Source organism: Roseimicrobium sp. ORNL1 (assembly GCF_011044495.1).
In the GTDB taxonomy this organism is placed as follows: Bacteria; Verrucomicrobiota; Verrucomicrobiia; order Verrucomicrobiales; family Verrucomicrobiaceae; genus Roseimicrobium.
On the sequence record NZ_CP049143.1, the window covers coordinates 2409975 to 2435539 of the forward strand.

20 protein-coding genes are annotated in these 25565 nt (G+C 60.3%); 3 read left to right on the forward strand and 17 right to left on the reverse strand.

The window, feature by feature from the left end:
• Positions 1–112 precede the first annotated feature (112 nt).
• The 9 genes from G5S37_RS09760 to G5S37_RS09800 all read right to left on the reverse strand — a co-directional run bounded on the left by G5S37_RS09760 (position 113) and on the right by G5S37_RS09800 (position 13485).
• Positions 113–520, reverse strand: a complete 408-nt coding sequence (locus G5S37_RS09760; RefSeq protein ID WP_165203186.1) for a hypothetical protein — start codon at positions 518–520, stop codon at positions 113–115.
• A gap of 864 nt (positions 521–1384) precedes the next feature.
• Positions 1385–1639, reverse strand: coding sequence for a hypothetical protein (locus G5S37_RS09765; RefSeq protein WP_165203188.1), 255 nt, complete (start codon positions 1637–1639; stop codon positions 1385–1387).
• A gap of 141 nt (positions 1640–1780) precedes the next feature.
• On the reverse strand, positions 1781–4033 hold the full coding sequence (locus G5S37_RS09770) for a multicopper oxidase domain-containing protein (protein ID WP_165203190.1): 2253 nt from the start codon (positions 4031–4033) through the stop codon (positions 1781–1783).
• Between the two features lie 133 nt (positions 4034–4166).
• Positions 4167–4568: a hypothetical protein gene (locus G5S37_RS09775; RefSeq protein ID WP_165203192.1), complete on the reverse strand. Its 402-nt coding sequence runs from the start codon at positions 4566–4568 to the stop codon at positions 4167–4169.
• Positions 4569–5101: 533 nt separating this feature from the next.
• Entirely contained in the window at positions 5102–7591 is a 2490-nt protein-coding gene (locus G5S37_RS09780; RefSeq protein WP_165203194.1) for a glycogen/starch/alpha-glucan phosphorylase, read from the reverse strand.
• Between the two features lie 103 nt (positions 7592–7694).
• Positions 7695–8462 (reverse strand): 16S rRNA (cytidine(1402)-2'-O)-methyltransferase, encoded by a 768-nt coding sequence (gene rsmI, locus G5S37_RS09785; RefSeq protein ID WP_165203196.1) that lies wholly within the window; start codon positions 8460–8462, stop codon positions 7695–7697.
• A gap of 192 nt (positions 8463–8654) precedes the next feature.
• A complete protein-coding gene (gene ppk1, locus G5S37_RS09790) occupies positions 8655–10778 on the reverse strand; it encodes a polyphosphate kinase 1 (RefSeq protein ID WP_165203198.1) in 2124 nt (707 codons plus the stop codon).
• A gap of 63 nt (positions 10779–10841) precedes the next feature.
• Complete coding sequence (locus tag G5S37_RS09795; protein ID WP_165203200.1) at positions 10842–12377, reverse strand: HD domain-containing protein; 1536 nt, start codon at positions 12375–12377, stop codon at positions 10842–10844.
• A gap of 88 nt (positions 12378–12465) precedes the next feature.
• A complete protein-coding gene (locus G5S37_RS09800) occupies positions 12466–13485 on the reverse strand; it encodes an ROK family protein (RefSeq protein WP_165203202.1) in 1020 nt (339 codons plus the stop codon).
• Between the two features lie 334 nt (positions 13486–13819).
• Between G5S37_RS09800 and G5S37_RS09805 the strand changes: the two genes are divergently transcribed.
• The 3 genes from G5S37_RS09805 to G5S37_RS09815 all read left to right on the forward strand — a co-directional run bounded on the left by G5S37_RS09805 (position 13820) and on the right by G5S37_RS09815 (position 17497).
• Positions 13820–14248 (forward strand): hypothetical protein, encoded by a 429-nt coding sequence (locus G5S37_RS09805; protein ID WP_165203204.1) that lies wholly within the window; start codon positions 13820–13822, stop codon positions 14246–14248.
• Between the two features lie 390 nt (positions 14249–14638).
• The gene (locus G5S37_RS09810; protein ID WP_165203206.1) at positions 14639–16807 is read left to right on the forward strand and encodes a TonB-dependent receptor; all 2169 of its coding nucleotides are present in this window, start codon (positions 14639–14641) and stop codon (positions 16805–16807) included.
• A 27-nt stretch (positions 16808–16834) separates the two neighbouring features.
• The gene (locus tag G5S37_RS09815; RefSeq protein ID WP_165203208.1) at positions 16835–17497 is read left to right on the forward strand and encodes a HupE/UreJ family protein; all 663 of its coding nucleotides are present in this window, start codon (positions 16835–16837) and stop codon (positions 17495–17497) included.
• A gap of 134 nt (positions 17498–17631) precedes the next feature.
• Here G5S37_RS09815 and G5S37_RS09820 read toward each other — a convergent pair whose 3' ends face one another.
• The 8 genes from G5S37_RS09820 to mbhE form a co-directional block, all read right to left on the reverse strand.
• Entirely contained in the window at positions 17632–18663 is a 1032-nt protein-coding gene (locus G5S37_RS09820; protein ID WP_165203210.1) for a hypothetical protein, read from the reverse strand.
• 266 nt (positions 18664–18929) lie between these two features.
• Complete coding sequence (locus G5S37_RS09825; RefSeq protein ID WP_165203212.1) at positions 18930–19277, reverse strand: monovalent cation/H(+) antiporter subunit G; 348 nt, start codon at positions 19275–19277, stop codon at positions 18930–18932.
• A complete protein-coding gene (locus G5S37_RS09830) occupies positions 19274–19642 on the reverse strand; it encodes a monovalent cation/H+ antiporter complex subunit F (RefSeq protein WP_165203214.1) in 369 nt (122 codons plus the stop codon). The genes G5S37_RS09825 and G5S37_RS09830 overlap by 4 nt, the downstream gene beginning before the upstream one ends.
• On the reverse strand, positions 19639–20112 hold the full coding sequence (locus G5S37_RS09835) for a Na+/H+ antiporter subunit E (RefSeq protein ID WP_165203216.1): 474 nt from the start codon (positions 20110–20112) through the stop codon (positions 19639–19641). The genes G5S37_RS09830 and G5S37_RS09835 overlap by 4 nt, the downstream gene beginning before the upstream one ends.
• The gene (locus tag G5S37_RS09840; RefSeq protein WP_165203218.1) at positions 20109–21629 is read right to left on the reverse strand and encodes a proton-conducting transporter membrane subunit; all 1521 of its coding nucleotides are present in this window, start codon (positions 21627–21629) and stop codon (positions 20109–20111) included. The genes G5S37_RS09835 and G5S37_RS09840 overlap by 4 nt, the downstream gene beginning before the upstream one ends.
• A complete protein-coding gene (locus G5S37_RS09845) occupies positions 21622–21969 on the reverse strand; it encodes an NADH-quinone oxidoreductase subunit K (RefSeq protein WP_165203230.1) in 348 nt (115 codons plus the stop codon). Before G5S37_RS09845 ends, G5S37_RS09840 begins: the two co-directional genes overlap by 8 nt.
• Positions 21959–22513 (reverse strand): MnhB domain-containing protein, encoded by a 555-nt coding sequence (locus G5S37_RS09850; protein ID WP_165203242.1) that lies wholly within the window; start codon positions 22511–22513, stop codon positions 21959–21961. Before G5S37_RS09850 ends, G5S37_RS09845 begins: the two co-directional genes overlap by 11 nt.
• Positions 22510–24933, reverse strand: coding sequence for a hydrogen gas-evolving membrane-bound hydrogenase subunit E (gene mbhE / locus G5S37_RS09855; RefSeq protein WP_165203244.1), 2424 nt, complete (start codon positions 24931–24933; stop codon positions 22510–22512). The genes G5S37_RS09850 and mbhE overlap by 4 nt, the downstream gene beginning before the upstream one ends.
• Positions 24934–25565: the final 632 nt, after the last annotated feature.

Sequence of the window (25565 nt, forward strand, 5' to 3'; positions counted from 1 at the left end):
GGCCGCAAAAGAACGCAAAGAACACAAAAGGGAGGTTCGGGAATCGGAACTCAGACTTTCAAGGAGCGGCGACTTCAGTCGCCGTTTTCTGTTTGAGTGAGCAGTAGCACGCCTATTTTTTTGGCTCGACACGCCACCAGATCCTCCGGCCCTGGTTGGCGTCTTCGGGGGCAAGTGTCAGGGCGGTTTTGTTCAGTACCAGAATATCGTCACCGTCCGCGGTACCGGGTGGGATTTTGGTCGACTTCGTGTAGGTGAAATTCATCCTGCCATTCCCAAGGATATCCTTCTGGGCCTGCCACCTGCCTTCGTATTCGTCATCCAGCCTGCCGTTCAGGAAGGACTTGCCCTGGAAGGTTTTGTCTGCATGGAAGGTGAGTACATGCTGTACCTTTCCCACGGTGCGCGTGTACGTGCCCGGCATCAATGTCAGGTCGATGTCTGGTACCCTGACGGGATCGAAGGCCCAGACGACGGGATTCCATGCGAGCATGACACTCGCAAGCAGCAAGGTGAGCATGTGTACTTTCACGGACATCCTTGGACTTGGTCTAAACTCGCCTGAAGCATAACCCGAATGACCTGTTGTATTCAAGAGAGTTCGAATGAGAGCATTTTAGCTGATGCTATGGCAGTATGAATCTCGCGACAGGAAGTCGGGTCTCCTGACCGGACAGCGGTTGGCGGGTTTTCCTACCCGCCTGCGCGTCTCGTGAGAACGCCAGTGCCCGTGCAGGGTGTGCGTCCTCGTGATGAAAGTGCAATGTGAAAATGAGGCGGCAGCCTCCAAGGATTGGGGGCATTCCTGCCATAAACATTAACCTGAGGATTTCATTTGTGCCGGAGGGGACACAATAGCCTGCGAGTTCGTCGTCGAAACGAACACACTATCGAGCCCCTGAGACACCATTGACTCTGCACCTCAACCCCCCTTAACAAAAAGGACGGTAGGGATGCGCTCCTGCGCGTCCGTAGATAGTGGGCGGAGGCGGAGGGGGATGCCATGTGGCGAAGCCGTTTCGTGCCGCAGTTCCACACCACCTCCGCCCGCCTGAAGTCGGACGCGCAGGAGCGCATCCCTACCGCCTCTTTGGTGGAAGGACGTTTACCTTGAAGGGCGTAGTCCGCAAAACTCCTTCGACTGTGTCTCATAGCCCACAGCGAGAGACACGTGCTTGCCAAGCGGAGGCTTCGGCACGCTCTCGTTTAGGTTAATGCGTATGGCAGGAGTGCCCCCGATCCTTGGGCTGTCGCCTCGTGTCTGTCTCGCACCAACATTTGCTCTCCCGTGAGGACTCGTACGATTTGCGGTACAAAAAACTCCCCGGTCCCGCGAAATGAAACGCGGGAACCGGGGAGGGTTGTGGTCAGTTGGAGTTCGGGCTTACTTCACCTTGGAGAGGTACTTCGCCGGATTGGCGTCGAACTTCTTGATGCAGGGCTTGCAGCAGAACTTCACTTCCTGGCCGTCATGGGTCTTGGTGATGACCTTGCCCATGCTGCCAAGTTCGTTGCCGCTCACGACGCAGGTCTTCTGCGTGTAAGGCTTCGCAGCGGAGGCTGTGGTGGGCAGGCTGGTCGCGGCCAGGGCAACGCCGAGGAGAACGGTGGAAAGGAGGGCGGTGAGTTTTGTTTTCATAGTCGTGAAGATGTCAGGGGTTTGTGGGTCTCTGTATCTCGTGTCTACAGGGTTTGATTTGAGGGTTTGTGTTCGTGTTCGGTCTTGGTTTCGTTTTCTTGTTTGGGTAAGGATGGCGGGAATGGGCCGCCGAAATCGGGATCAAAATCTGACTTCCAGGCCCGCGCCGAGGCCGTAGTCGGAGTGATATTGGGTGATGAGCGAAGCGGTGCGTGTGAGCGTGTAGGTCGCTCCGGCGGACCACTTCCACTCGGTGTTGGTGTCGTACTCCACCTGGCCGAAAGCAGCGAGGCGTGGGGTGAGCTGGAACTCCTTCGCCAGGGCGAAGCGGGCGTCGCCTTCGCTGTCGAGGCTGATGGTGGCCCAGGCGAGCAGGGGCAGGCGGTAGTTGAAGCCGATGACACCTCGGTTCTCTGCGTCGTCTTCATTGGTGAGGCGTGCGCCGATGAAGGCCTGGAAGTCCGCGCTGAAGTAGCGCTGGTAGAGCGCCTCCACTTCGTACTCGGTGTCGTCCACATTCGCCCAGCCGACCTCCCAGCCCAGCAGGATGTCGTTCTTGGGATTCATCCAGGTGATGAGGCCCTCCGTCATGTGGGACTGGATGGAGGCCGCGCCCCAGATGTAAGACATATCATGGCTGTGCTCGCCGAGGCCGCCCATGGCCATGCTGCCGCCGTGGCGATGGGCACTGGCACCAAGGGCACGGCCAAGGCTTGCACCCAGGCCAATGCCAAGACCATCACCATGGTCACCGGAGGCGATGCTGCTCTGCGCAGCATCACCCGCATTGCCAGCAGCGGCCACCTCGGTATTCGCTGAAGGATGGTCCGCGTACTTCGGCATCGCGCCATCCTCCGGCGCGTAGCGGAACACGCGGGCCATGCCGGACATCATGTGATAGAGGATGTGGCAGTGGAACATCCAGTCGTGCGTTTCGTTCGCCTCGAACTCGACGGTGCGCGTGCTCATGGGCGGCACGTCCACGGTGTGCTTCAGTGGGGAGCGTTTTCCCTGGCCCATGAGCAGGCGGAAGAAGTGGCCGTGCAGGTGGATGGGATGGTGCATCATGGTGTCATTCACCAGTTCCAGCTCGATGATTTCACCCTTCTTGATGTGAATGTAGGGGTCCTGGGCGATGGTCTTGCCATTGAAGCCCCAGATGTAGCGGTTCATGTCGCCTGTCAGCTTGAGCGAGATCTTCCGGCGCGGCAGGTTCTTCGGCAGCGTGGTGCTGCCGGGTGACTTCAGCAGGCGGTAGGGCGAGCCGGGGCGGGGGAGGTTGAGCGAAGCGCGCGGGTCATCCTCCTTCTCTTCCAGGGAAAGGTTCAGCATCTCATCCATGGAGTACACATTCGCCTTGGGTGGATCCTCAGCAGGAGTCAGGGGGCCACTGCCGAAGAAGGCAGACATGTGCCCGCTGCCATCCTGCGCCGTGGCGCGCAGCTCGAACTGGCCGCTCGCTGGCACGGTGACAATCACATCATACGTCTCCGCGATGGCCATGAGGAAACGGTCCACCTTCACCGGCTCCACAGCGGGACCGTCCGCTGCCACGATGGTCATGGGACCGGCCGAAGACGTGAGGAAGAAGTAGGATGCGGCGGAGGCATTGATGATGCGCAGGCGGATGCGTTCCCCCGGCTTGCCTCCGAGATCCACCGTGCGCTTGCCATTGATGAGAAAGGCATCGTACCCCACATCGGAGAGATCCATGGGAGGCATCTTGGCCCACTGGTTGGAGAGGTATTCCTTGAAGTGACTTGCCTTGATGGCGCCGAGGATGGACTGGGCATTGCCACGCTTCAGTCCGAAGTAGTCGCTGCCACGCATGAGCATGCGCATGACTTCGTGCGGGTCGATGTTTGTCCAGTCGGAGAGCACCAGGACCTCCTCGCGGTCCGCCTTCACCGGTTCACCGCCACGTGGCAGGACCACGATGGAGCCGTACACACCTATCTGCTCCTGCAGGTGCGTGTGCGAGTGGTACCAGTAGGTGCCGGAGTGCTTGAGCTGGAACTCAAACGTGTGCGATTTCCCCGGGAGGATGGGTGGGGTGGTGATGTAGGGCACGCCGTCTTGCACATTTGGCAGGAGCAGGCCGTGCCAGTGCGTGGAGGTCTCCTCGTTCTTCAGGCGGTTGTGCACATGGATGCGCGCCCACTCGCCCTCGCGGAAGCGCAGCGTGGGGCCGGGGATGCCGCCATTGATGGTGAGCCCGCGCACGTGTTTGCCGGCGGGGCTGACGGTTTGTTCGTCGATGTAGAGATCGTACTCCACGACCTTCGCGCCGGGAGGAGCCTTGAGCTTGCACTCGTCGCAGGCCATCGCGGCCAGCGGGTGCAGCAGTGCCAGCGTGGCGAGGGCACGGAAGAGGGAGGTGAGGGGGAGGTGCATGACTGAGTGCTTGAAGATTCGGATCTGAGGAATCAACGATGGCCTGCAGGAGCGAGCCATCTGGGGTGCCCGGGCATGATGTTCCGTGAATACGGCAACGCCTGGGCGCAATGCGTCTGTCAGCGACGCAGAATCAGATCAGAATGGCGCAGAAAAGGACCGGTAGCCGGACATGCGGCGTGGCCTGTTCTGACGCGTCAGTCAGGGTAAAATGCGACTGCTGCTCGCTGAGAGGAGCGGCGGGCTGGGGGACTGCTTCCTGGGACTTCCAGTAGACCACGGGAATGACATCACGCGTGGACTGGGAGGGAATAGTGGGGAGCTCAGTCGGTTGCTGCTGCTCGGAGGTGGGAGCGCAGGCGCAGGTGTTGGCAGCTTCCTGTTGGTCCTGTTCCTGGACCGATGCGCAGCAGTCCATCGTGCATGATGGCGCGTGTTTCGCTGTCGTCATCGTCATCGCGCGCAGTCCCACCGCGCCAGGCAGTGCCTGGAGCAGGACAGCGAAGATGAGGACGATGGAACGGAAGTGACGCATGAAACTGCGATGCGGAAAGTGGAAATGGCTCTCTATGAGTGCATACGCACGAGGGCCCGATTTGTTACAATGGTACAATACTGGGCTTATGAGTTGGACGCAAGGGGAGGGTGGTTTGTTCAGTTTGAGGTACTATTGCACGGGAGCGAAGTGTGGCGGCCCTAGGAGCGCTGGCTTTGCGAAGCGTATGAGCGTTAGGTTGAGGATACGGAAGCTGTGCCGAAGGCCCTGGACTGCGCGCAGCCCTGCTGCCGCTTTCCTCAAGTGCAGCCTGCTGCACGCTTCACCGCGACGCAGTCGCCTGGCTTTTCTGGAGACATCACCCTACGAGTGAATGTCACCATCGCCACAGCAGGCTGTGGACTCTGGAAAGCGGCAGCAGGGCTGCACGCAGTCCAGGGACGCTGCGCGTCACGGCATCCAGATCTGTCGTGAATGCTCCCTTCTTCTCTGGTGTCACCTGCAAAAAGAAAGCGCCAGTGCGATACACCGGCGCCTTCAAATGTTTACGCAGTCTCTTACTTACTTCCGCGTTACGCCTCCACCCGAATTCCCGGCAGCTTCCAAATCTTCTCAGCGTATTCCGCAATCGTCCGGTCGCTGGAGAAGAACCCGTTTCGGGCGGTGTTCAGGATGCTCATCTTGGTCCAGTTGGTGGTGTCGCGGTAGGCGGCATCCACTTTTTCCTGGGCGGTGACATAGGCACGGTAGTCAGCGAGAACGAGGAAGGGGTCGCCTCCTTCGAGCAGGCTGTTGCGCAGCGGCTTGAAGTCCTCGGCATTGCCGGTGAAGAAGTCGCTGGCGATCCAGTCGATGACGTTGCGCAGCTCGGCATCGTTCCAGTAGTAGTCCCACGGATTGTACCCACGGTCGTGCAGGGCTTCCACTTCCTCGACAGTGAGGCCGAAGATGAAGATGTTGTCATCGCCCACCTCGTCTTTGATTTCCACGTTCGCGCCATCGAGCGTGCCGATGGTGAGCGCGCCGTTGAGGGCGAGTTTCATGTTGCCCGTGCCGCTGGCTTCCTTGCCGGCGGTGGAGATTTGCTCGGAGACATCCGCCGCGGGGATGATGCGCTCCGCGAGGGTGACGCCGTAGTTCGGCAGGAAGGCGACCTTGAGCTTGCCAAGGATGCGCGGGTCATTGTTCACCTTCTCCGCCACGGCATTGATGCAGTGGATGATGTTCTTCGCGAGGTAGTACCCCGGTGCCGCCTTCGCGGCGAAGAGGAAGACACGCGGCTGCATGTCATACCCCGGGTCCTGCAGGAGCCTGCGGTACAGCGTGAGGATGTGCAGCAGATTCAGGTGCTGGCGCTTGTATTCGTGCAGGCGCTTGATCTGCACGTCGAAGATGGCATCCGCACTCACCTCATAGCCCGTGAGCTTCTTGATGATGGTGGTGAGGTGTTCCTTGTGCTTGCGCTTGATGGCGCGGAAGCGCTGCTGGAAGACGGGGTCCTCGGCGAAGGGCTCCAGGTCGCGCAGCTTCGAGGCATCCTTCGTCCAGGCATCGCCGATGGACTCGGTGATGAGGCTGGTGAGTTCCGGATTGCACACCATGAGCCAGCGGCGCGGGGTGATGCCGTTCGTCATGTTCAGGAAGCGGCCCGGGAAGAGTTCGTTGAACTCGGGGAAGAGCTTCGCGCGCAGCAGGCGGGTGTGCAGTGCGGCCACGCCATTGGTGTGGTGGCTGCCGAGCACGGAGAGGTGGGCCATGCGTACGCGCTTGCCACCGTTCTCATCGATGATCGAGAGGGCCTGCATCTTGCCGATGTCTCCCGGCCAGCGGCGCGAGACTTCATCGCGGAGGAAGCGCTCGTTGATGGTGTAGATGATCTGCAGGTGACGCGGCAGCACCTTGTCAAAGAGACCCACGCTCCAGGTTTCGAGCGCCTCAGGCAGCAGCGTATGGTTCGTGTAGCTGAAGGTGCGCTGCGTGATGCTCCACGCCTGCTCCCACGGCAGATCCTCGATGTCCACCAGCAGGCGCATGAGCTCGGGGATGGCCACGGCGGGGTGCGTGTCATTGAGCTGGATGGCCACCTTCTCGGGGAAGGCTTCCCAGCCCTGGTTGTCGCGCTTGTAGCGGCGCATGATGTCCGACAGCGAGCATGCGACGAAGAAGTACTGCTGCACGAGGCGCAGTTCCTTGCCGCTCTCCGTGGCGTCATTTGGATAGAGCACCTTGGAGACGGTCTCGCTCGCGGCCTTGTCATGAATGGCCTCGATGTAGGAGCCTTCGTTGAAGACCTTGAGATTAAAATCATCCGTGGCGCGGCTTTCCCAAAGGCGCAGGAAGTTCACCGTGGCGGAGCGGTAGCCGATGATGGGGATGTCCCATGGCATGCCGATGATTTTGCGGCAGTTCTCCCACACCATCTTGGCGTTGCCAAACTCATCGAAGTGCTGGCTCACGTGGCCGTACAGGCTTACCTCCACCTTGTACTCGGGGCGGGTGATCTTCCACGGGCTGCCCTCGCGCGTCCAGGCATCGGGTTGCTCCATCTGGCGTCCGTTCACGAACTCCTGGCGGAAGAGGCCGAACTCATAGTGGATGCCATACCCCACCGCCGGCAGATCCAGCGTGGAGAAGGAATCGAGGAAACACGCGGCGAGGCGACCGAGGCCGCCATTGCCCAGGCCCATGTCGGGCTCGCGATTGATGATGGTCTCCAGGTCCTGGCCAAGGTCTGTCAGAGCCTCGTTGGCGGAGTCATACAGGGCGGTGTTGCGCAGGTTGTTCTCCAGCAGGCGGCCCATGAGGTACTCCAGGGAGAGGTAGTGCACGCGGCGCACGTTCTTCGAGCGATGCGTGCGCATGGTCTTGAAGGACTGCGCCAGCGCGCGGTCACGCACGGCCATGCAGGTGGCCCACCACCAGTGCATCTTCGTCGCGGTCTGCGGATCGTGCGCGAGGGTGAAGAGCAGGTGATTGCGGATGGAGGCTTTCATGGCCTCGGCATCGTTGTAGGCCGTCAGATCCAGGGGCTCGTTATCGGTTGAGGGAGTGGTGCGCCACATGACTTTTTCAGTGGGTGAGTGGGTAGTTCGTTTGGTCGGGAGTTTTTATACCAGAGGGAACAGGAAAATGGAATGCTGAAGCGCGGGTGGGTGCCTCTGTCATTCACTCAGGATGAGCTTCGTGCCCCGCCGCCCGGTCGCGCGTCATCCATTTCGGGAGCTCGTGGGGACCGATGAGCAGGGTGATTTCACCTTTGGGAGCTTTCACAGCATAGTGATCAAGCACGGACTGCGCCGAACCGCGCCGGAATTCCTCAAACATCTTCGTCAATTCACGCGCGACCACCACAGGGTGTTGAGGATTCCGCTTCGCCACCATCTCCAGAGTATCCACCAGCCGGTAGGGCGACTCAAAATAAATGCTGGTGCATTCTCGTTGCATGGCGGCCTCGAGTTCGGTGTCCCGCTGGCCCTTCTTGTGAGGCAGGAAGCCACCGAAATAGAAGGGCACCGTGGGCAGCCCGGACCCGGCCAGGGCGGTGAGCACGGCACTGGCTCCGGGTACCACCTCGATGCGCAACCCCGCGCCGATGGCGGCAAACACGAGGCGCTGGCCCGGGTCGGACACGGTGGGGAAGCCGGCGTCTGAGACCAGGGCGATGGTCTCGCCATTCTCAATACGCCCCAGCAGCTCCGGGATGCGCCGGGCCTCATTGTGCTCCGTGAGGGAAATGAGGGGGACCTGCAGGCCGTGATGGTGGAGCAGATGGATGGTGCGCCGGGTATCCTCACACGCCACACAGGCCGCGTTCTTCAGGGCCTCCACGGCACGCGCACTGAGGTCGCCCAGGTTCCCAATCGGGGTGGCAATGAGCTGGAGGCAGGGTGTGGAGGTGGGGGCAGAAGCAGAGGCTGGAGACGGGTCCGGCATGGAAGCGGCGGGCGGGGGTGGAAGCGGAAGGGGCGGTCACCAACAAGGAGGAGGAAGTGCCTCAGCGCAATGCCTTCTGACAACCTCAGTCTCCGAAGTTTTCTCTGCGTCTCAGTTTCAAATTCAATGCAGCCCGTCCCACCCAGCGCCTCAGGCTATCAACTATCAACCATAGACCATCAACCCCCAGCCCTACTTCGGCACATGCGGCACCAGCAAATCCGGTGACTGCGCACGCGGGCGATGCCTCCGCACGGCCTGCTTTGCGAAGAACTCCTGGGAGCGCACGGCCTTGGTCTTGGACTTGGCGGTAGGACGCGGCACGGGCGTGTAGTTCCCGTCCTTGTCGAGCTGGCGGGCCTGGACGTTGTCGGAGAAATGGGTCTGCAGGATTTCCAGCAGGCGCTTCTTGCTCGCAGGGTCCTCAATCGGAGTGAGCAGTTCCACGCGCTTGCTCAGGTTGCGCGTCATGAAGTCGGCACTGGAGATGAAGACTACGGGGTCACCGCCCTGGCGGAACCAGTAGATGCGGGCGTGCTCGAGGTAGCGATCGATGATGCTGATGACGCGGATGTTCTCGCTCAGTCCCTTCACCCCCGGCTTCAGGCAGCAGATGCCGCGGATGTTGAGCTGGATTTTCACGCCAGCTTGTGAAGCGGCGTAGAGGGCCTCCATCATCTGGAGATCCTCGAGCGCATTCATCTTCAGCATGATTTCCGCTTCCTCACCGGCAGCGGCGCGGGCGGTCTCGCTCTGGATCATTTCCAGCAGGCGCTCGCGCAGGCCGAAGGGGGCCATGCTGATTTTCTGGAAGTGTACGAAGCGGGAGCGTCCGGTGACGGTGTTGAAAAACGCCGAGGCATCCGCGCCATAGACCGGGTCGCGCGTGAGGAAGCTGATGTCGGTGTAGAGCTTCGCGGTGGCCTCGTTGTAGTTCCCCGTGCCGAAGTGGCAGTAGCGGGCCATGCCGCCGGGTTCACGACGCACCACAAGGGTGATCTTCGCATGCGTCTTCAGCCCGCGCACGCCGTAGATGATTTGCGCGCCAGCGGCGAGGAGCTCTTCCGCGCGTTCCAGGTTGCGGGCTTCATCGAAGCGGGCCTTGAGCTCCACCAGCACGGTCACGTGCTTGCCGGCCTGAGCGGCCTTGATGAGGGCGGTGATGATGCGGCTGTTCTTCGCAGTGCGGTAGAGAATCTGTTTGATGGCCACCACGTTCGAGTCCGTTGCAGCTTGCTCGATGAGCTGCACCACCGGCTCGAAAGATTCATAAGGATGGTATAGCAGGATGTCATCCTTCCGGATCACATCGAAGATGCTCTCATCCGGCTCCAGCGTGACTGCCTCGGAAGTGGGCCACTGCTCGGTCTTCAGCTCCTCGAAGCCGGGTACGGAGGCGATGGCGAAATAGGCGCGCAGGTCCAGCTCACTGGGAATCATGTACGTGAGCGAGGGCGGTGCATCGCAGATCTGCTGCATGGCCTTGATGAGCGACTGCGTGACGTCCGGCTCGTCTTCGATTTCGAGGCGGATGGTGTTGCTGCTCTTGCGCGCTTCGAGGATTTCCTCCATCTCCGCGGCGATGTCCTGGGCGCTCTCGTCATCCAGCGTGATGTCGCTGTTGCGGCTGATGCGGAAGCGCGCGGTGCCGGTGACCTGTTCCTTCGGGAAGAAGTCGTGGATGAACATCTCCACGAGGTCCTCGATGTTGATGTAGGCGTGCGTGTTGCCCTCGGCATCGGGAATGACGACGTGGCGGGGGAGATTTGGCGGCAGGGTGAAGACGACGTGCCGCACCTGCTCCTCATCACCAATCCGCGAGCGCACCTCGCTCATGAGCACAATCTGCAAGGCGGGAAGCTGCAGGCGGTCGTCCTCACCCGGCTCCACTGCGATGGGGGAGAGCACGGCGAAGACATTCTCATTGAAGTAGGCGTGCAGGTGCGTGCGCTGGCTGGGGCTCAGCTCGGCAGGGGTGAGGCGGCGGATGCCACTGCGGCGCAGCGCGGGAAGGAGGTCCTGGCTCAGGATGCGGTACTGCTCCTTGATGAAAGCCAGGGTGCGCTCGCGGATTTCGCTGAGCTGTTGTGTGGCCGTGAGACCGGCGGGGTCGTTGGCCTTCTTGCGCGCGTCCTTCAGGTATTGCAGGCCGCCCACGCGGACCATGAAGAATTCATCGAGATTCGACGCGGTGATGGCGAGGAACTTCACCCGCTCCAGCGGTGGCAGAGTCTCGCGCGCGGCCTCGGCGAGCACCCGTTCATTGAAGGCCAGCCAGCTCAGCTCACGATTGAAGTAGTTCTGTTCAGAGGGCATGGGAGAAATGAAAAGTCAGGGAGCGAAGCGATGCGAGGCGGGGCGAAGGAGAGGTGGGCCGGACTAGGGAGTGCGCAGGAGGACCTCGTAGCCGTAGATCTCACGGAAGATATCGCATTTCCCGTTCACGGCGATCTGCTCCACGGTGGTGTCATCCACCCCGGGAGTCTCGATGAAGTACATGTCGCCCTCGCGCTTGAGGTCCACCTTCTTGATGCGTTGGGAGTGGCTGCGGTCGAGGCAATCTGCCACGCGGAGGATGGCGACAAGCTTGATGACCGTCATGCGCTCTTCACGGGTGAGCTCGGAGAAGTCCGGATGGTTCGAGCTCGGATTGTACCGGCGGTGGTAGCGGGCGAGCAGGGCCACCAGCGTGCGGTCGCGCGCGGAGAGACCGAAGATCTCCGTGTTCAGGATGATGTAGAGGCTGTGCTTGTGATGCTCACGCGGGCTCAGGAACATGCCCGTCTCGTGCAGGATGGCGGCCACGCGCAGCAGCAGCTCATGGCGCGCATCCAGGCCGTGCAGTGACTGGAGATCCACGAAGATCTGCTGGGCGAACTTTGCCACGTGCTCGGCATGCTTGTGATCCGTCTTGTACTTCTTGGCCACTTCGCGCGCGGCCTGGAGCACCTCGTCCTGGAAGGTCTTCGTCTGTGGATTGCTCGCGAGCAGGTCCATGAGCAGGTCCCGCTGGAAGTCGCCCTCCGGCACCACGAGCACCTGGTCATTGAAGCGGCGGGCGAGCGCGAGATTTGTCTGCAGCGCGGAGGTGATGCCCTCCGTGCCGGTGTAGTGCAGGTGGAGCTTTCGCACGAGTTCATCCGCGGACATGGCGGCGACGGACTCGGTGAATTTCTCAAGGTGCTCCAGCGAGATGAAGCTCGCGCCCTGCTTTGGCTTTGAGATGAGCGGCGCGGCACTCTGAATCTCCGTGCCGATGAATACATGGTAATCGGGCTTCGCCTCCGAGTAGTCCGTGGCGAGGGTGTCCACCACGCCGCGGATCTGTTCCTCGATGTAGGCGAGCTGCTGCGCGGGGCCGGACTCCAGGCCCATGGCCTCGCGCGTGCGGAAGATGCCAAGCCGGTAGCTGGAGTACGCATTGATGCGCCCCTTGATGAAGTGCAACGCGCGCGTGTTCCCGGGACCGATGTGGGAGACGAGGGTGTTCCCATTTGCGATGTCGGGATTGCTCTTCAGCAGGCGCACCGTGGTCTGGTAGATGAGGCGGGTCATGTCGCCGTCATCGATGAGTTCCACGCGCACATTCCCCGCGACCTGCATGCGGTTCAGGAAGATTTCGTGGTTCGTCGCCTCGGAGAGGATGTTTGTGGTGAGGCAGCGCAGGTTGGCATCCGGCACGGCGTACTCACCCAGGGTCTGGCGGAAGTCGCGCAGGATGGCGGCGGCCTGTTCCATGACGGGGCGGGAGACGGTGCCGGTGCGGAAGATATCGCGCGCGAGCGGCAGCGGCTTTTCCAGGTAGTCGAGCTGGGAGAAGGTGCCGTCCGCCGCCTTCTCCGCCACGAGCAAGGTCACGGAGGTCGCGCCGAACTGGATGATCGCGGCGGTATCGAGCTGGTCAGGTGAAGACATGGTTCGGGCTTGCTTGTCTCTGCCTTCGTGGTGGTGACAAACGGCGAGTCCGAAATATGGATGAGGGCCGTCCGGATGTGGAGTTATTTTACTTTTTTGTGCGCAGCCAGGCCACGGAGCCACAGGCCACGGCGGTATTCCCCAGCTTGGCGATGGAGAACTTCATGCCGCGGTAGATTTCCGGCACGGTGAAGCGCTCCACCTGCTCCCGCATGGCCTGGAGGTAGAGCTTCGGCATTTCCTCCACGAGACCGCCCCCGAGGGTGATATGGTCGGGCGCCATGAGGTTTGCCACCATGGAAATGCCCATGCCGAGGTACTGTAGGGAATTCAGGAAGATGGTCTCGGTGGCGCGCTCGTGCGCATTGAACGAGGCGGAGAGGGCCTTGCTGCGCATCTCCTTCAGCACCGCGCCGGTCTTGCTGTCCAGCATGGGCGCATTGCCACGCGTGCACTCCACACTCGCGGCGGCGGCGATGCCGAGGCGGCTGGTGAGATCTTCAAAGAGGACGTAGCCGGGGAATGCCGAGCTCAGGTGGGTGCCGGGCACATAGATCATGCCGAGCTCCATGCAGGAGACATTCGCGCCGTGGATGAGCTTGCCGTCATACACAAAGCCCGCGCCCAGTCCGGTACCGGGGAAGACGCCGAGGAGCGAGCGGGAGCCCTTGCCCGCGCCGAGGGTGTACTCGCCGAAGGTGCCGGCGTCCACGTCATTGAGCACGGCCACGGGACAGTGGTAGAGCTTTTCGAGTTCGGGGCCGAGCAGCACGCGCTTCCACCCGAGGTTCGGGGCGTGAATGAGGATGCCTTTCTCCGTGTTCACGGTGCCGGGACAGCCGATGCCGATGCCCTGGATCTTGGCCGGGCGGACATTGGCATTGGCAATGGCTTCCTCAATGGTGGCCTGGATGCGCTTGATGCCGCGCGCCGCACCCTTGCCACCGCCCTGGGTGGACTTGCGGGCTGTGCCGAGGACGTTGTAATCCGCGTCCAGAATGACGGCCATCATCTTCGTGCCGCCGAAATCAAACCCCACCCAGAAGGGCTTGCTGCTGAGGGCGCTTTTTTTGGACGGAGCCTTCTTCGCAGGAGTCTTCTTGGCCATGGCACGTTTTCATCAAGTCTGAGGGAAAAGGCAAGTGACAAATGGTTGATAGTCGAGGGTTGATAGTTGATGGCCTGAGTTTATGGGACCGCTAATAGGCGCTAACGGACGCTAATGGTTTTGGCGGCGGGTCTGAGAAGCGCTTAACCTGCGAAATCCTTTGTGTTGGTTCTGACTATCGACACGCACGGTACCCCTTTTGGTTCATTGCAGGCCGCCACGCCCAGCTCCAAAACCATTAGCGTTTGTTAGCGTCTATTAGCGGTCTCCTCGTCCGCTCCGTTTTTCATTTGCCACCTGCGTTGCCGCCTGCCAGCATCGCGGCATCTTGTTCATGGCCTGCCTGCGCTCAAAATTTCGGCACCTGTACCTGCTGGCGCTTTTCCAGTTGGTGGGCGGGCCGTTGGTGCTGGTACCGATGCTCTTAATGAGCAAGGCGGTGGTGCGTGAGACCGCGCAACACGGCGTGGTGCAAGGCCTCCACGAGGTGGTGGTGAGCCAGGAGTGGAGTGAGGTGCGGGAGATGATCCAGAAGGGTGGAATCGTCTCCGAATTGTCTTCGTCGACCAAGGCTCCGGCTCCGGGGAAGCAGAAGCAGGAGAAGGCCAAGGATGGAAAGCCGAAGCTGGATTTCGTGACATGGACCATGCCTGCTCTGGTGGAGCTGGAAGGTCTCCCCGTGAAACGACCTGGATGGGAGTGGCAGCCGATGGCCTCAAGCTGGGCCAATGCGCCACCGAGTCCGCCACCACGAGTGGTGTAATGATGAAGCGCCGATAGACGAAACGGAGCGCGGCCTTTCCAGGCCGCTGCGTTCCATTCTTCTTTGGTGCTTTTTCAGGTGCACCACTGCGTTCTGGGAATCGCATAGCCGTCAGCCCAGGATACGGAAGTGGTGCCGAAGGCCTTGGACTGCGCGCAGCCCTGCTGCCGCTTTCCTAAAGTGCAGCCTGCTGCACGCTTCACCGCGACGAAGTCGCCAAATCTTCAGGACATGTCATCTCACGAGTGAGTTCACCTTCGCGGCAGCAGGCTACGGACTCTTCAAAGCGGCAGCAGGCTGCCGCAGTCCAAGGACGCTGCGCGTCACAGTATCTGGACCCTTCGCGTGTCTCACCTTTTCCTCCCTTTCTCCCGCTCACGTCACACTCCCATGAAACCTTTTCTCTCCAAGCCAGTGCTCGCGTCCCTCGCAGCGGCTCTTGTTCCCATCTCACTTTCCGCCCAAGAATCCTCCTCCGCTCCCCAAGAACTCGCCCCCACCGTGGTGACCGGCAAAGCCGAAGACCTCATCGACGTGGCGGCGACTGCCTCGCAAGGTCGCGCGAGCTCGGAGGACCTGCTCTCGCGACCGGTGCTGCGTCGTGGTGAGATTCTGGAAATCATTCCCGGGGTCATCATCACGCAACACGCGGGCGGTGGGAAGGCGAACCAGTATTTCCTGCGCGGGTTCAACCTCGACCACGGCACGGACTTCGCGGTTTCCGTGGAAGGCATGCCGATGAACATGCGTACGCACGCGCACGGACAGGGCTATACCGACCTCAATCCCATCATCCCCGAACTGGTCGAAAGCGTGGAGTATCGCAAGGGTACCTTCGCTGCGACGGACGGGGACCTCTCTACGGCGGGCTCGGCGAATTTTCTCTTCTTCAATGAGTTGCCGTACAACCAGGCGACGTTCGAAATCGGCGAGGACAACTACTATCGCGGACTCATCGCGGGCTCCATCATGCTCGATGCGCCGGAGGCAACGCCCTCGGTGACAGCGGATCCGAAGAATCCCAAGAACGTGGGGAAGAGTCCTGTGCTGCCCACGCCTTCCGATGTCAGGAGCGGCTTCACGTATGCACTGGAGTACAACACGTACGATGGCCCCTGGGTGCATCCGGATGACTTCAAGCGGTGGAACGGCATGCTGCGCTACTTCCACGGGGATGAGGACAACTTTTTCACGGTGACCTTCATGGGCTACCATGCGGACTGGAACTCCAGCGACCAGATTCCGAAACGTGCCATTGAGGACGGACGCATCGACCGCTTCGGCACGGTGGACCCGACGACGCTTGGGGAATCCCAGCGCTACAGCCTGAACGCCACCTTCCAGACACGCGATGGGGATGTGGTCACGCGTGGCAATGCGTATGCCATCTACTACGACCTCGACCTCTTCTCGAACTTCACCTACTTCCTCGACTACCCGGATCGCGGTGACCAGTTTGAGCAGAAGGAGAGCCGCTGGATCTTTGGCGGGAACATCGCCCGTACTTGGGAGAATGCCGAGTTCTTCGGCCACGAAGCGGAGTACACGCTTGGGTTCCAAACCCGGCATGATGTGATAGGAGATATCGGACTGTATCGCACCGAGGCGCGTCGTCGTTTCCTCACGGTGCGTGAGGATGAGGTGTATGAAGCCAGCGCCGGCATCTACGGAGAGGCCAAGACACACTGGACGGACTGGTTCCGAACGGTGGCGGGACTTCGCGCGGATGCGTACTATTTCGATACGCAATCCAGTACGCTGAAGGCGAACGAAGGCGATGAGCTCGACGGCATCGTGAGCCCGAAAATCAGCGCCATCTTTGGCCCGTGGCATGAGACGGAGTTCTACCTGAGCTACGGCATGGGCTTCCACAGCAATGACGCGCGCGGGGTGAATACGGTCATCGATCCCGGCAGTGGTGATCGCGTGGACAAGGTGGATCCGCTGGTGCGCACGCAGAGCGCGGAGATTGGTGTGCGCAGCCAGGTGGTGCCAAACCTGACCACCACCCTGGCGCTCTTCTGGATCGAGAGTGACAGCGAGCTGGTGTACATCGGAGATGCAGGAACGAACGAGGCAGGGCCCGGCTCTCGGCGCTATGGTCTGGAATTTGCCAGCTACTGGAGGCCGGTGGAGTGGTTCACACTGGATGCGGAAATTGCGCTGACCCATGCGCGTTTCGCGGACTCGGGTGATGACGATTACATACCCAGCAGCGTGCCGCTCATGTTCAGCGGTGGTATTACACTCGGTGCGCACGGGCAGGAGGAGGGACCCTTTGCCAGCATCCGCGCGCGGGCGTTCGACCGCCGCCCGCTCATCGAGGACAACTCGGTGAAGGGGAAATCCAGCTTCCTGGTGAATGCCGGCATCGGCTACCGCAAGAAGAACTGGGAAGCGGCCGTTGAGTGCCTGAACCTGTTTGACCGTGAAGACAACGACATCGAATACTTCTACACCAGCCGCCTGCAGGGCGAGCGCGCGGAGGGGTATGATGACATTCACCTGCACCCCACGGAGCCGCGCACGTTTCGTGTGAGGTTGACGTACAAGTTCTAGTCCGGTTCAATTCAGCTCAACGTTTCGATGTCCCTCGCCTTCGCTCTTCTCCAACAATCCCTCTCCACGATGATGGGTGGGATACTGCTGCCCATTATGGTGGCATGGCAGGAGGAAGGCGCGGGTGGAGTGGCGGCGCATTTTCTGGGTGGAGGGTTTCTGCACATCATCCCGCACGGGCTGGACCACATCCTGTTCGTGCTGGGACTCTTCTTCATGTGCCGTGCCTTTCCGGCGTTGCTGCTGCAGATCACGCTCTTCACCATGGCGCACTCGCTGACGTTCGGTCTGGGCATGCTGGGCTTGGTGAAGGTGCCGGGAAATGTGGTGGAGCCGCTCATCGCGCTGAGCATTGCGATGGTGGCGGTGGAGAACCTCCTGCTGCCAAAGGCCGAGCGGTGGCGCTGGAGGTTGGTGGCTGTGTTTGTGTTTGGTCTGGTGCATGGGCTGGGCTTTGCCAATGCGTTTCAGAATGTGGAGGTGTCCCTGTCACCGGCGACGTTTCCCGTTGCACTGCTGAGTTTGAATCTCGGTGTGGGCTTGGGCCATCTCGCGGTGGTGGGTGTGGCTTATCTGGCGTGCAGCGCGTTTTGGCATCGGGCTTGGTATCGCAAAGCCATTGCCATTCCTGCGTCTGGGGCAATTGCGGTGGTGAGTTTGTTCTGGGTGGTGGCGAGGGTGGTGGGGTGAGGGCTTGAGTTTGGGACTGCTAATGGGCGCTAACGAACGCTTATGGACCTGGTGGTGGGTGTGTTTGGGTGCAGTGAGTTCAACGCAGAGACACAGCCTCTGAGCGACCAAGTCAGTCGAGCCAGTGACGCTATTCAGATAACCCAATCCCCCGCAATATTCGCAGGGTTTCTCGAGCTTAAGTTCCATGCATCGTCGGGTGTTATGATTTCGTCCATGATTCGAATCAGTTTGGATCCGAATTGTAATACTGAGTAGGTCAAGGTTCCTGCAATGTGGCCATCAACCAAGAAAATATCCCCCTCCTTGAGGCTCAGAAGATACGGTATAGTGCATCCTGACGCCTCCTTGACTTGAGTTTCAAAGTCTGAATCCACCACTTCTCCGCGATGCATCAGGAGATTGCGGAGAGACTCTAATACTAAGATGTTGGCAGGGTTCCCTTTGTGGAGTTCAAACAGCTCTTCAAGAACCTTACCAAATGCCAGTTTGTAGTTTTCTTTAATCTGTCTGAAGCAATCCATTTTCACCCTTTCAGCTTCTACTAACAAGGTGCCCAGTCGGTTCCTTAAATTGTCAATGTGGGGATGTATCTGGGCATAAGTGAAAGACTTCGAATCCTTTCTGCTGAGGCCGCCAACATTTGCAGCAAATGATTCATCTCCAAAATTTACTGCGGCAATCCATAGGTCTGTAGCCAAGATCTCAAAGGCGCTCCACGAGTTTAGAATCATTACTAGCAGCAATGATTCTGCGAATTTGTCCACGTCGCCCAAGTCTGCGTTCGTTATCGCTGCATTGAATTGTGCTGATCCTACACTGTACAGTTGCCATGTTCTATCCATCAAATCTGCGTCATCCTCATTAAACTTCTTAATCACGTGGCTGGAAAATTTTGTGATTTTTGGCCACTCTTCTTCAGAAACGTTGGCATCAAAAACATCAATTCGATCCTTTTGAATGACCATTTTTGCTAGCATAAGAGAGCGAATGTGTAGCTGCATTCTTCCGACAAACCACGGAATCGACGTAACCATCGTGTGTGCCCGTTTCATGTTCCGGTTGAAAGTCTCCGTGATACCCAAGAGACATTCGCTCCTCAACTCAGATGGATTTACAACATGGGTAAAATTAAACCAAGCAGAGGCGAACTTCAGGTCATGCATCCACCTCGCCTACAGACAAACCGTCTACCTGGCAAGCTGGAACTGGGTGAGTGTGGTATATAGTACCCCTAACTAGAGCGGGTGAAAGCGGCTTGCCACACGCAAGTTCCACGCCGCCTCCGCCCACCTGATTAGGAGGCCGACGCAGCGGCCCCTCACCGATCAAGAGGCGCGCGGAGCGATAGAGCAGAGGAGAGCTATAAGAAATAGCAGCACGTCACCACTTGAGATACTCTACAACATTCAGGCCTTAAGTATACCACACCTCACACCACCGGCTTCCCGCCCGTGTGTCCCTTTTCATTCTCCTTCTCCTCCCGTTTCTTCGCGACCTCGTGCAGCTGCCGATAATACAAAGAAGCCACCAGATGGCTCGCGAGCGGGATGGTGAGCATGCAGAAGCTCACGACGAGGAGAATTTTCAAGCCGGCGATGTCATCTCCCAGCGCAATCCACAGGGCCACCAGGAGCAAGCTCACACCGAATGTGGTGGCCTTCGTCAGTGCGTGAGAGCGGCACAGGGTATCGCGGAACCGCGCTACGCCGATGGTCGCCAGCAGCATGACCAGTGAACCGGCAAGCAGGAAGATGCAGGTGAGGATTTCGCGAATCATACGATGCCCTCCTCTTCACTCTTGTCGCTGTTGCTGCCCTTGGAGGCATCGCCCTTCATCTTCTCTCGCCGCTCGCGCCAGGACTTGCTGGCGGCACGTTGCCGGGGAATCGCGGCATTCAGGTAACACACGATGGCAATGGTCCCCATGAAGCCCAGCAGGGAGAAGATCATGATGATCTCCACCAGCAGGTCGCTCTTCCACTTGATGGAGAGCAGCACCATCATGCCGATGACGCAGATGGCAGCGGAATCATAGGCAATGACACGGTCCAGCACGCCGGGACCCACGATGATGCGCCACAGCGACAGCAGCGCCGCCGCGCCGAGAATCACGATGCAGACTATGATGGTGACATCAATCATCGGGTGATCTCCAGAAGGGGTTTCCGCAGGGTTAGATGAATGCGCTCCGCCAACTCGGCGGACTCCATCGAGGGGAAGGAATGCAGCACAAAGAGACCCTCATCCGTGCGGTCGGCCACCGTGGTGCCGGGCGTGAGATTGATGAGATAGGCCATGAGCACCGTCTCGGTCTCCGAGAGGTCGCTCACGTCATAGGTGGTGAAGCTGCCTTCCTTCGAGCCGACCTTGGGATCCAGGCAGAGCTTGGCCATCGCGAGATTGCTCCGCACCACGTCCACGAGGAAACGCACGAAGAACGCCAGCGCCGCCCGCACGCGACGTACATAGTCCTCGCAGTGCAACACCTTCTGAAAAACCCACAGGAGGAAGAAGCTTGCAATGCCCCCCAAGACGAAGCCACCCAGCGTGGTGGTGCCGTGCAGGAAGGTCCACACCGAGGCCACCAGGAAGTGCATGAGCAGGGCTTTCATGGGGCACCTCCTTTTCCAATGATGCTCAAGACCGCGCTCCGGTAGATGGTCGGGTCAAGAAGCGCATCTGCTGCATGAGTGGAGACCTGGAGGAAGGTCTCGGCGTTCAGTCCGATGAAGAGGGACATGGCGACCATGACGCCCACAATGCCGGTCATGCCCACGATGGAAGCGGTGGTGAGCGTGTGGGTGTTCTCCAGGGGCACGGATGAAACGCTGGGTCTCCAGAAGGCCTGAAGCCAGATTTTCATCATGCTGACCATGGTGAGGATGGACGCCAGTAGCGCGGCGATGGCCAGCCAGTACTGCTCCGCGCGCAGGCTCTCCGCCACGATGGTGAACTTCCCCCAGAAGCCGCTCAGCGGAGGGATGCCCGCCAGCGAAAAGGCCTGCAACATGAAGAGCACGCCCAGCACGGGAGCCGCCTTCCACAGGCCGCCCATGCGCTCCAGATGGTCCGTGCCGTTGCGGAAGAAGGCGATGCCTCCGATGAGGAACAGCGACGACTTCACGATGATGTGGTGTATCACATAAAAGATGCAGGCCGCGATGGCCAGCGGGGTGAAGAGACCGATGGCCAGCAGCATGTAGCCAATCTGGCTGGCAATGTGGAAGGAGAGGATGCCGCGCACGAAATTGCGCGAGATGGCCCCGAGCACCGCCAGCACCATGGTGAAGCCCGCCAGCCACCCGAGCACAATGTGCACGCGATCCAGGCTGTGTGGGAAGACCGTGCAGAGCATGCGCAGCAGCACGTAGATGCCCACCTTCGTGAGCATGCCGGAGTACAGCGCCGCGAGGGAGTAGGGGAGAATGGGGTAGCTGTTCGGCAGCCAGTAGTACAGTGGGAAGACGCCCGCCTTGATGCCGAAGACGACCATGAGCATCACCGCTACCAGCGCGACGGCGAAGCTGCCTTCCATCTGCGCGGCGCGCTCGGAGATTTGCGCGAGATTCAGCGTGCCGAAGACGGCATAGGCCATGCCGGCGGAGATGAGGAAGATGGTGCTGCCGAAGATGTTGACGATGAGATACGGGAAGGCTTCTTTAATGTGGCGGTCATTGGCCTCCAGCGTGAGCAGCGCATACGAGGCCACGAGCATGATCTCGAAGGCCACGAACATGTTGAACAAGTCCCCGGTGATGAAGGAGAGATTGATGCCGGCCACGAGCAACTGCGTGAGCGGTAGTCGCAGCGGATGCCCATGCTCAACGTCCAGCTCAAAGAAACTGTAAAGGATGCACGCCAGCGCCACTAGGGTGGAAAGGCACAGCATGATGGCAGCGAGTCCATCGATGACCAGGGCCACACCGAGGTGCGCACTCCAGCCACCCAGCACCTGTACCAGCGGAGTGCCACCTACCGTTTGTGCCTGCAGGTAGAAGGCCAGAGCCACCTGCGCCACGGCAGAGCACGCCACCACCCAGCGTCGCCACAGGGCCACGCGGCCGCCGAACAGGCACACGAGGGCCGTGATGACGGGCAGGACAAAGGGCCAGATGACGAGGTTATTCATCACCCTCCTCCGGCTTGAACATTTTCTCGATATCGATCGTCCGTGAATCCAGGATGATGCGGTACAGCAGCATGATGAGGTACACGGCGAGGCCGAAGCCAATCACGATGGCCGTGAGCACGAGGGACTGCGGCAGGGGATCCACATACTGGGTGACTCCGTCCTTCACGATGGGCATGTTCCGGTCCTTGGGCGCACCGGACATGGAGAGGATGAAGAGGTTCCCTGCGTTCGAGAAGATGATGAAGCCAAAGAGGATGCGGATGAAGCTCCTCTGCAGCAGCAGATAGGTGGAGATGGCGAACATCACGCCCACCAGCAGTGCGGTATCAATCTGCATCTTCGGTCTCCTTTCGCTTCTTCTCGGGGTGTTTCTTCTCGATGTCCTCGATGGGCTCCTCCATGACGGAGGCGTAGAGCTGGTGCTCCTCCCTTGAGAAGGGCGGCAGTCCGGCGGTGGAGCGCACGAGCACGGTGATGAGCTTCACCGTCATGCCGCTCACGAGGAGGAACACACCCACATCAAAGAGCAGCGGCGTGCCGATGTGCAGCTCGCCGATGAGCGGCACGTGGTGCAGGTGCCACATGTACTGCGTGAGGAACTGCTGCCCCACCACGACAGGAAGCAGGCCGGTCACGAGGGCGAGAGTCACGCCCGAGATGGCGAGACGCAGTGGATCCACCGGCAACTGATGGCGCAGCACATTCCAGCCGCGCGCCAGTCCGAGCAGGATGCAGGAGGTGCCCGTCATGAGACCCGCGATGAAGCCGCCGCCCGGCAGGTTGTGCCCACGGAAGAGGAGGTACACGGAGACGATGTTCACCAGCAGGAAGACAAGCTGGATGCATGCACGCAGCAGGAAGGAATCAGGTGTGCGGATCATGGCTCCTTCCTCCTTCCCATCAGGAATCCCGGAGGCGCATACGCATCGGCGTGGCCGTCATGCCGCTTGCTGCGCCGGTAGCGTACCAAAAGTCCCATGCCCGCCAGAGCGGCGATGAGCAGCACGGTGATTTCACCCATCGTATCGAAGGCGCGGAAATCCACGAGGATGGTGTTCACCGCGTTGGTGCCATGTGCCAGCGGCTGGGAGGCCTGCAGCATGTGCGGCCCCACGGGATCGGGATGGCGATTGAGGTCGGCGAAGAGGACCAGCAGCGTGGTCATGACACCCATGCCGATTGAAAGGATGGCGCGAAGGATTTGTCTCTTGTTCCAGCGAAACTCGAATCGTGTGCCCGCGCGCGAACCGGTGGAGAAGCGCGCGACCAGCACGAGCACCAGCACCACGGAGGCTGACTCCACGAGGATCTGCGTCATCGCCAAATCCGGTGCGCGGTAGAGCACGAAGTAGAAGGTGAGGAAGAAGCCAGTGACGGAGAGTGCGATGAGCTGGGCCGTCCAGCGTCGCAGGCGCAGCACCGCGATGAGTCCAATGGTGACCAGCAGTCCCACGAGGCAGCGCCACGGATCGATGTCCCACGGCAGGTCACGCATGCCGGCGAGTTGATCCAGATGCGTGAGCACGGCGCTGAAGAAGATGATCAGCAGCGTGCCGATGACGATGGGCAGATACGCCGGCGGCCAGTCAGCGCGCAGGGTGAGGGTGAGTTTCTTTGCGGCCTTGCCCAGTCCATCGACTCCGCGATCGAAGTACTCATCAAAGCGCAATGGCGCGGGGATGGCGGGCATGTTCCACTGCCGGCGCTGGAGGTGCCGGTACAAGAAGATGCCAGCGCCGATAGCGACCGCGCTCAGCAGCAGCGCCACATTGAACCCATGCCAGAGGTGGAGGGGGTGATGCCCAGGCTCATGGAGGTAGGGCACACGGAGATTGTCCAACAAGGCCCCGAGCTGGCCCGGAACGATGCCAAAGCCGAGGGCCAAGCTCGCGAGCAGCAACGGCGGTATCTGCAGCAGCAGGCTGGGCGCATGGAAGTGCACGGAGGCAGGCATGGGCCCACGGAAGGCATGCAGGAAGAGGCGCAGGGCGAACGCGACGGTCAAGGTGGCGGAGAGCACCACGCCGGAGAGGAACAGGATGCCCAGCACTCGATGACTGCCCGCAAACTCCACCAAGGTGGCCAGCATGATTTCCTTGCTGATGAATCCGGTGGTGAGAGGCATCGCTGCCAGCGAGGCCACTCCCACGAGTGCCGCTGCTGCGGTGAGCGGCATCTTTGCGCCAAGACCACCGAGGCGGCGCAGGTCACGAGTGCCGGTGGCGTGATCCACGATGCCTGCCATCATGAACAGCGAGCCCTTGTAGAAGACGTGGCTGATCACATGCACCAGGTCATAGCGCACGCCCTGTGCCGACCCCAGGCCGTAGTACGCGATGAGGAAGCCGAGCTGGCTCACGGTGGAGTACGCGAGAATCGCCTTCAGATCGTGGGAGCGCAGCGCCATCCACGCGCCCAGCAGCATGGTGAAGAATCCCACACCACTGGCGAGTGGCAGCCACAGCGGCAGCTCGTGGAAGACGGGGAACATGCGCGCCGTGAGGAAGACCCCCAGCTTCACCATCGTCGCGGAGTGCAGGTAGGTGCTCACTGGTGTGGGTGCCGCCATGGCTCCCGGCAGCCAGAAATGGAAGGGGAACTGCGCGGACTTCCCAAAAGCCCCGAGCATGATCATCAGCAGCGTCACCGGCGCGAGCAGACCGGCGGACTTCATCCATTCGCCACCACCGGAGATGATGGCCGTGAGTTCATACGTCCCCGCAAGCTGACCAAGCATGATGAAGCCGGTCATGAGACACAAGCCCGTGGCGACTGTCACCAAGAGTGCACGCCGCGCTCCCGTGCGCGCCTCGGGATCTTCATGCGTGAAGCCAATCAACAGGAAGGAGGCGATGCCGGTGATTTCCCAGAAGACAAAAAGGGACAGCAGGTTGTTCGAGAACACCGCACCCAGCATGGAACTCATGAAGAGGAGCAGGCATGCGTAGAACCAGCCCAGGTTCTTTTTCTCCGCATCGAAGTAGGCGAGTGCATACCAGCATACCAGCACGCCGATGCCTCCAATGATGAATCCGTAGAAGATGGAGATGCCATCCAGGATGAAGGTGAGATTGATCCCCAGTGTCGGTACCCATGAGATGGACGCCGTGGCGACTGTTCCTGGTTCCCATCCGGCGACCACGATGGACAGCAGCACCACGGATACGACCGGAGCCAGGAGCGCGAGATACCCAGTGCGCGCGCCGATTGCGCGACCCAGCGCCAAGACCACTGGCGCCAACAAAGCCGGCAGCGCAATCGCTGCAACGAGCAAAGTCGGGGCAAAGGTAACGGCTTCCATGGATGCAGGCGCTGGCACGGAGGGTTCGTGGGTGAGGCACCGGTGGCAGACTATCTGCCGACCATGACCCGGCAGGGAACATGCGGCAGTTTTTGGCTACAAGACCAATGTTCGAAGCGTGAAGTGCCAGCGAACGTCTTTTCCTTAGGGCAGTGAACCGAGCGTGTCAAACATCGATGACTCGTGATGGAATTTGGTTGTATGAATGCGTAAAATGAAATGCAAATTGAGTGCGTCTTGAGCCCGTGGTAAGAGCGTAGAGGTAATGGGAGTGGAAGCGGGGCAGAAATCGGTCCAGTGAGGACTCAAGGGCGCGTCTCGTGATGTGTCCGGCGCGAGTCCGACAATCGCATTCTTATGACATTACCAACCCGCCCCATCGGGCAACTTGTGTGGCGAAGCCACCTTGGACTGCGCGCAGCCCTGCTGCCGCTTTCCTCAAGTGCAGCCTGCTGCACGCTGCACCGCGACGCAGTTGCCAAGCTTTTCTGAACGCATCACCCTGCCCGCGAGTGTCACCCTCGCCACAGCAGGCTGTGGACTCTGAAAAGCGGCAGCAGGGCTGCGCGCAGTCCAGGGACGCTTCGCGTCACAGTGTCCGAATCAGTCGCGAGTATCACGCTTTCTTAACC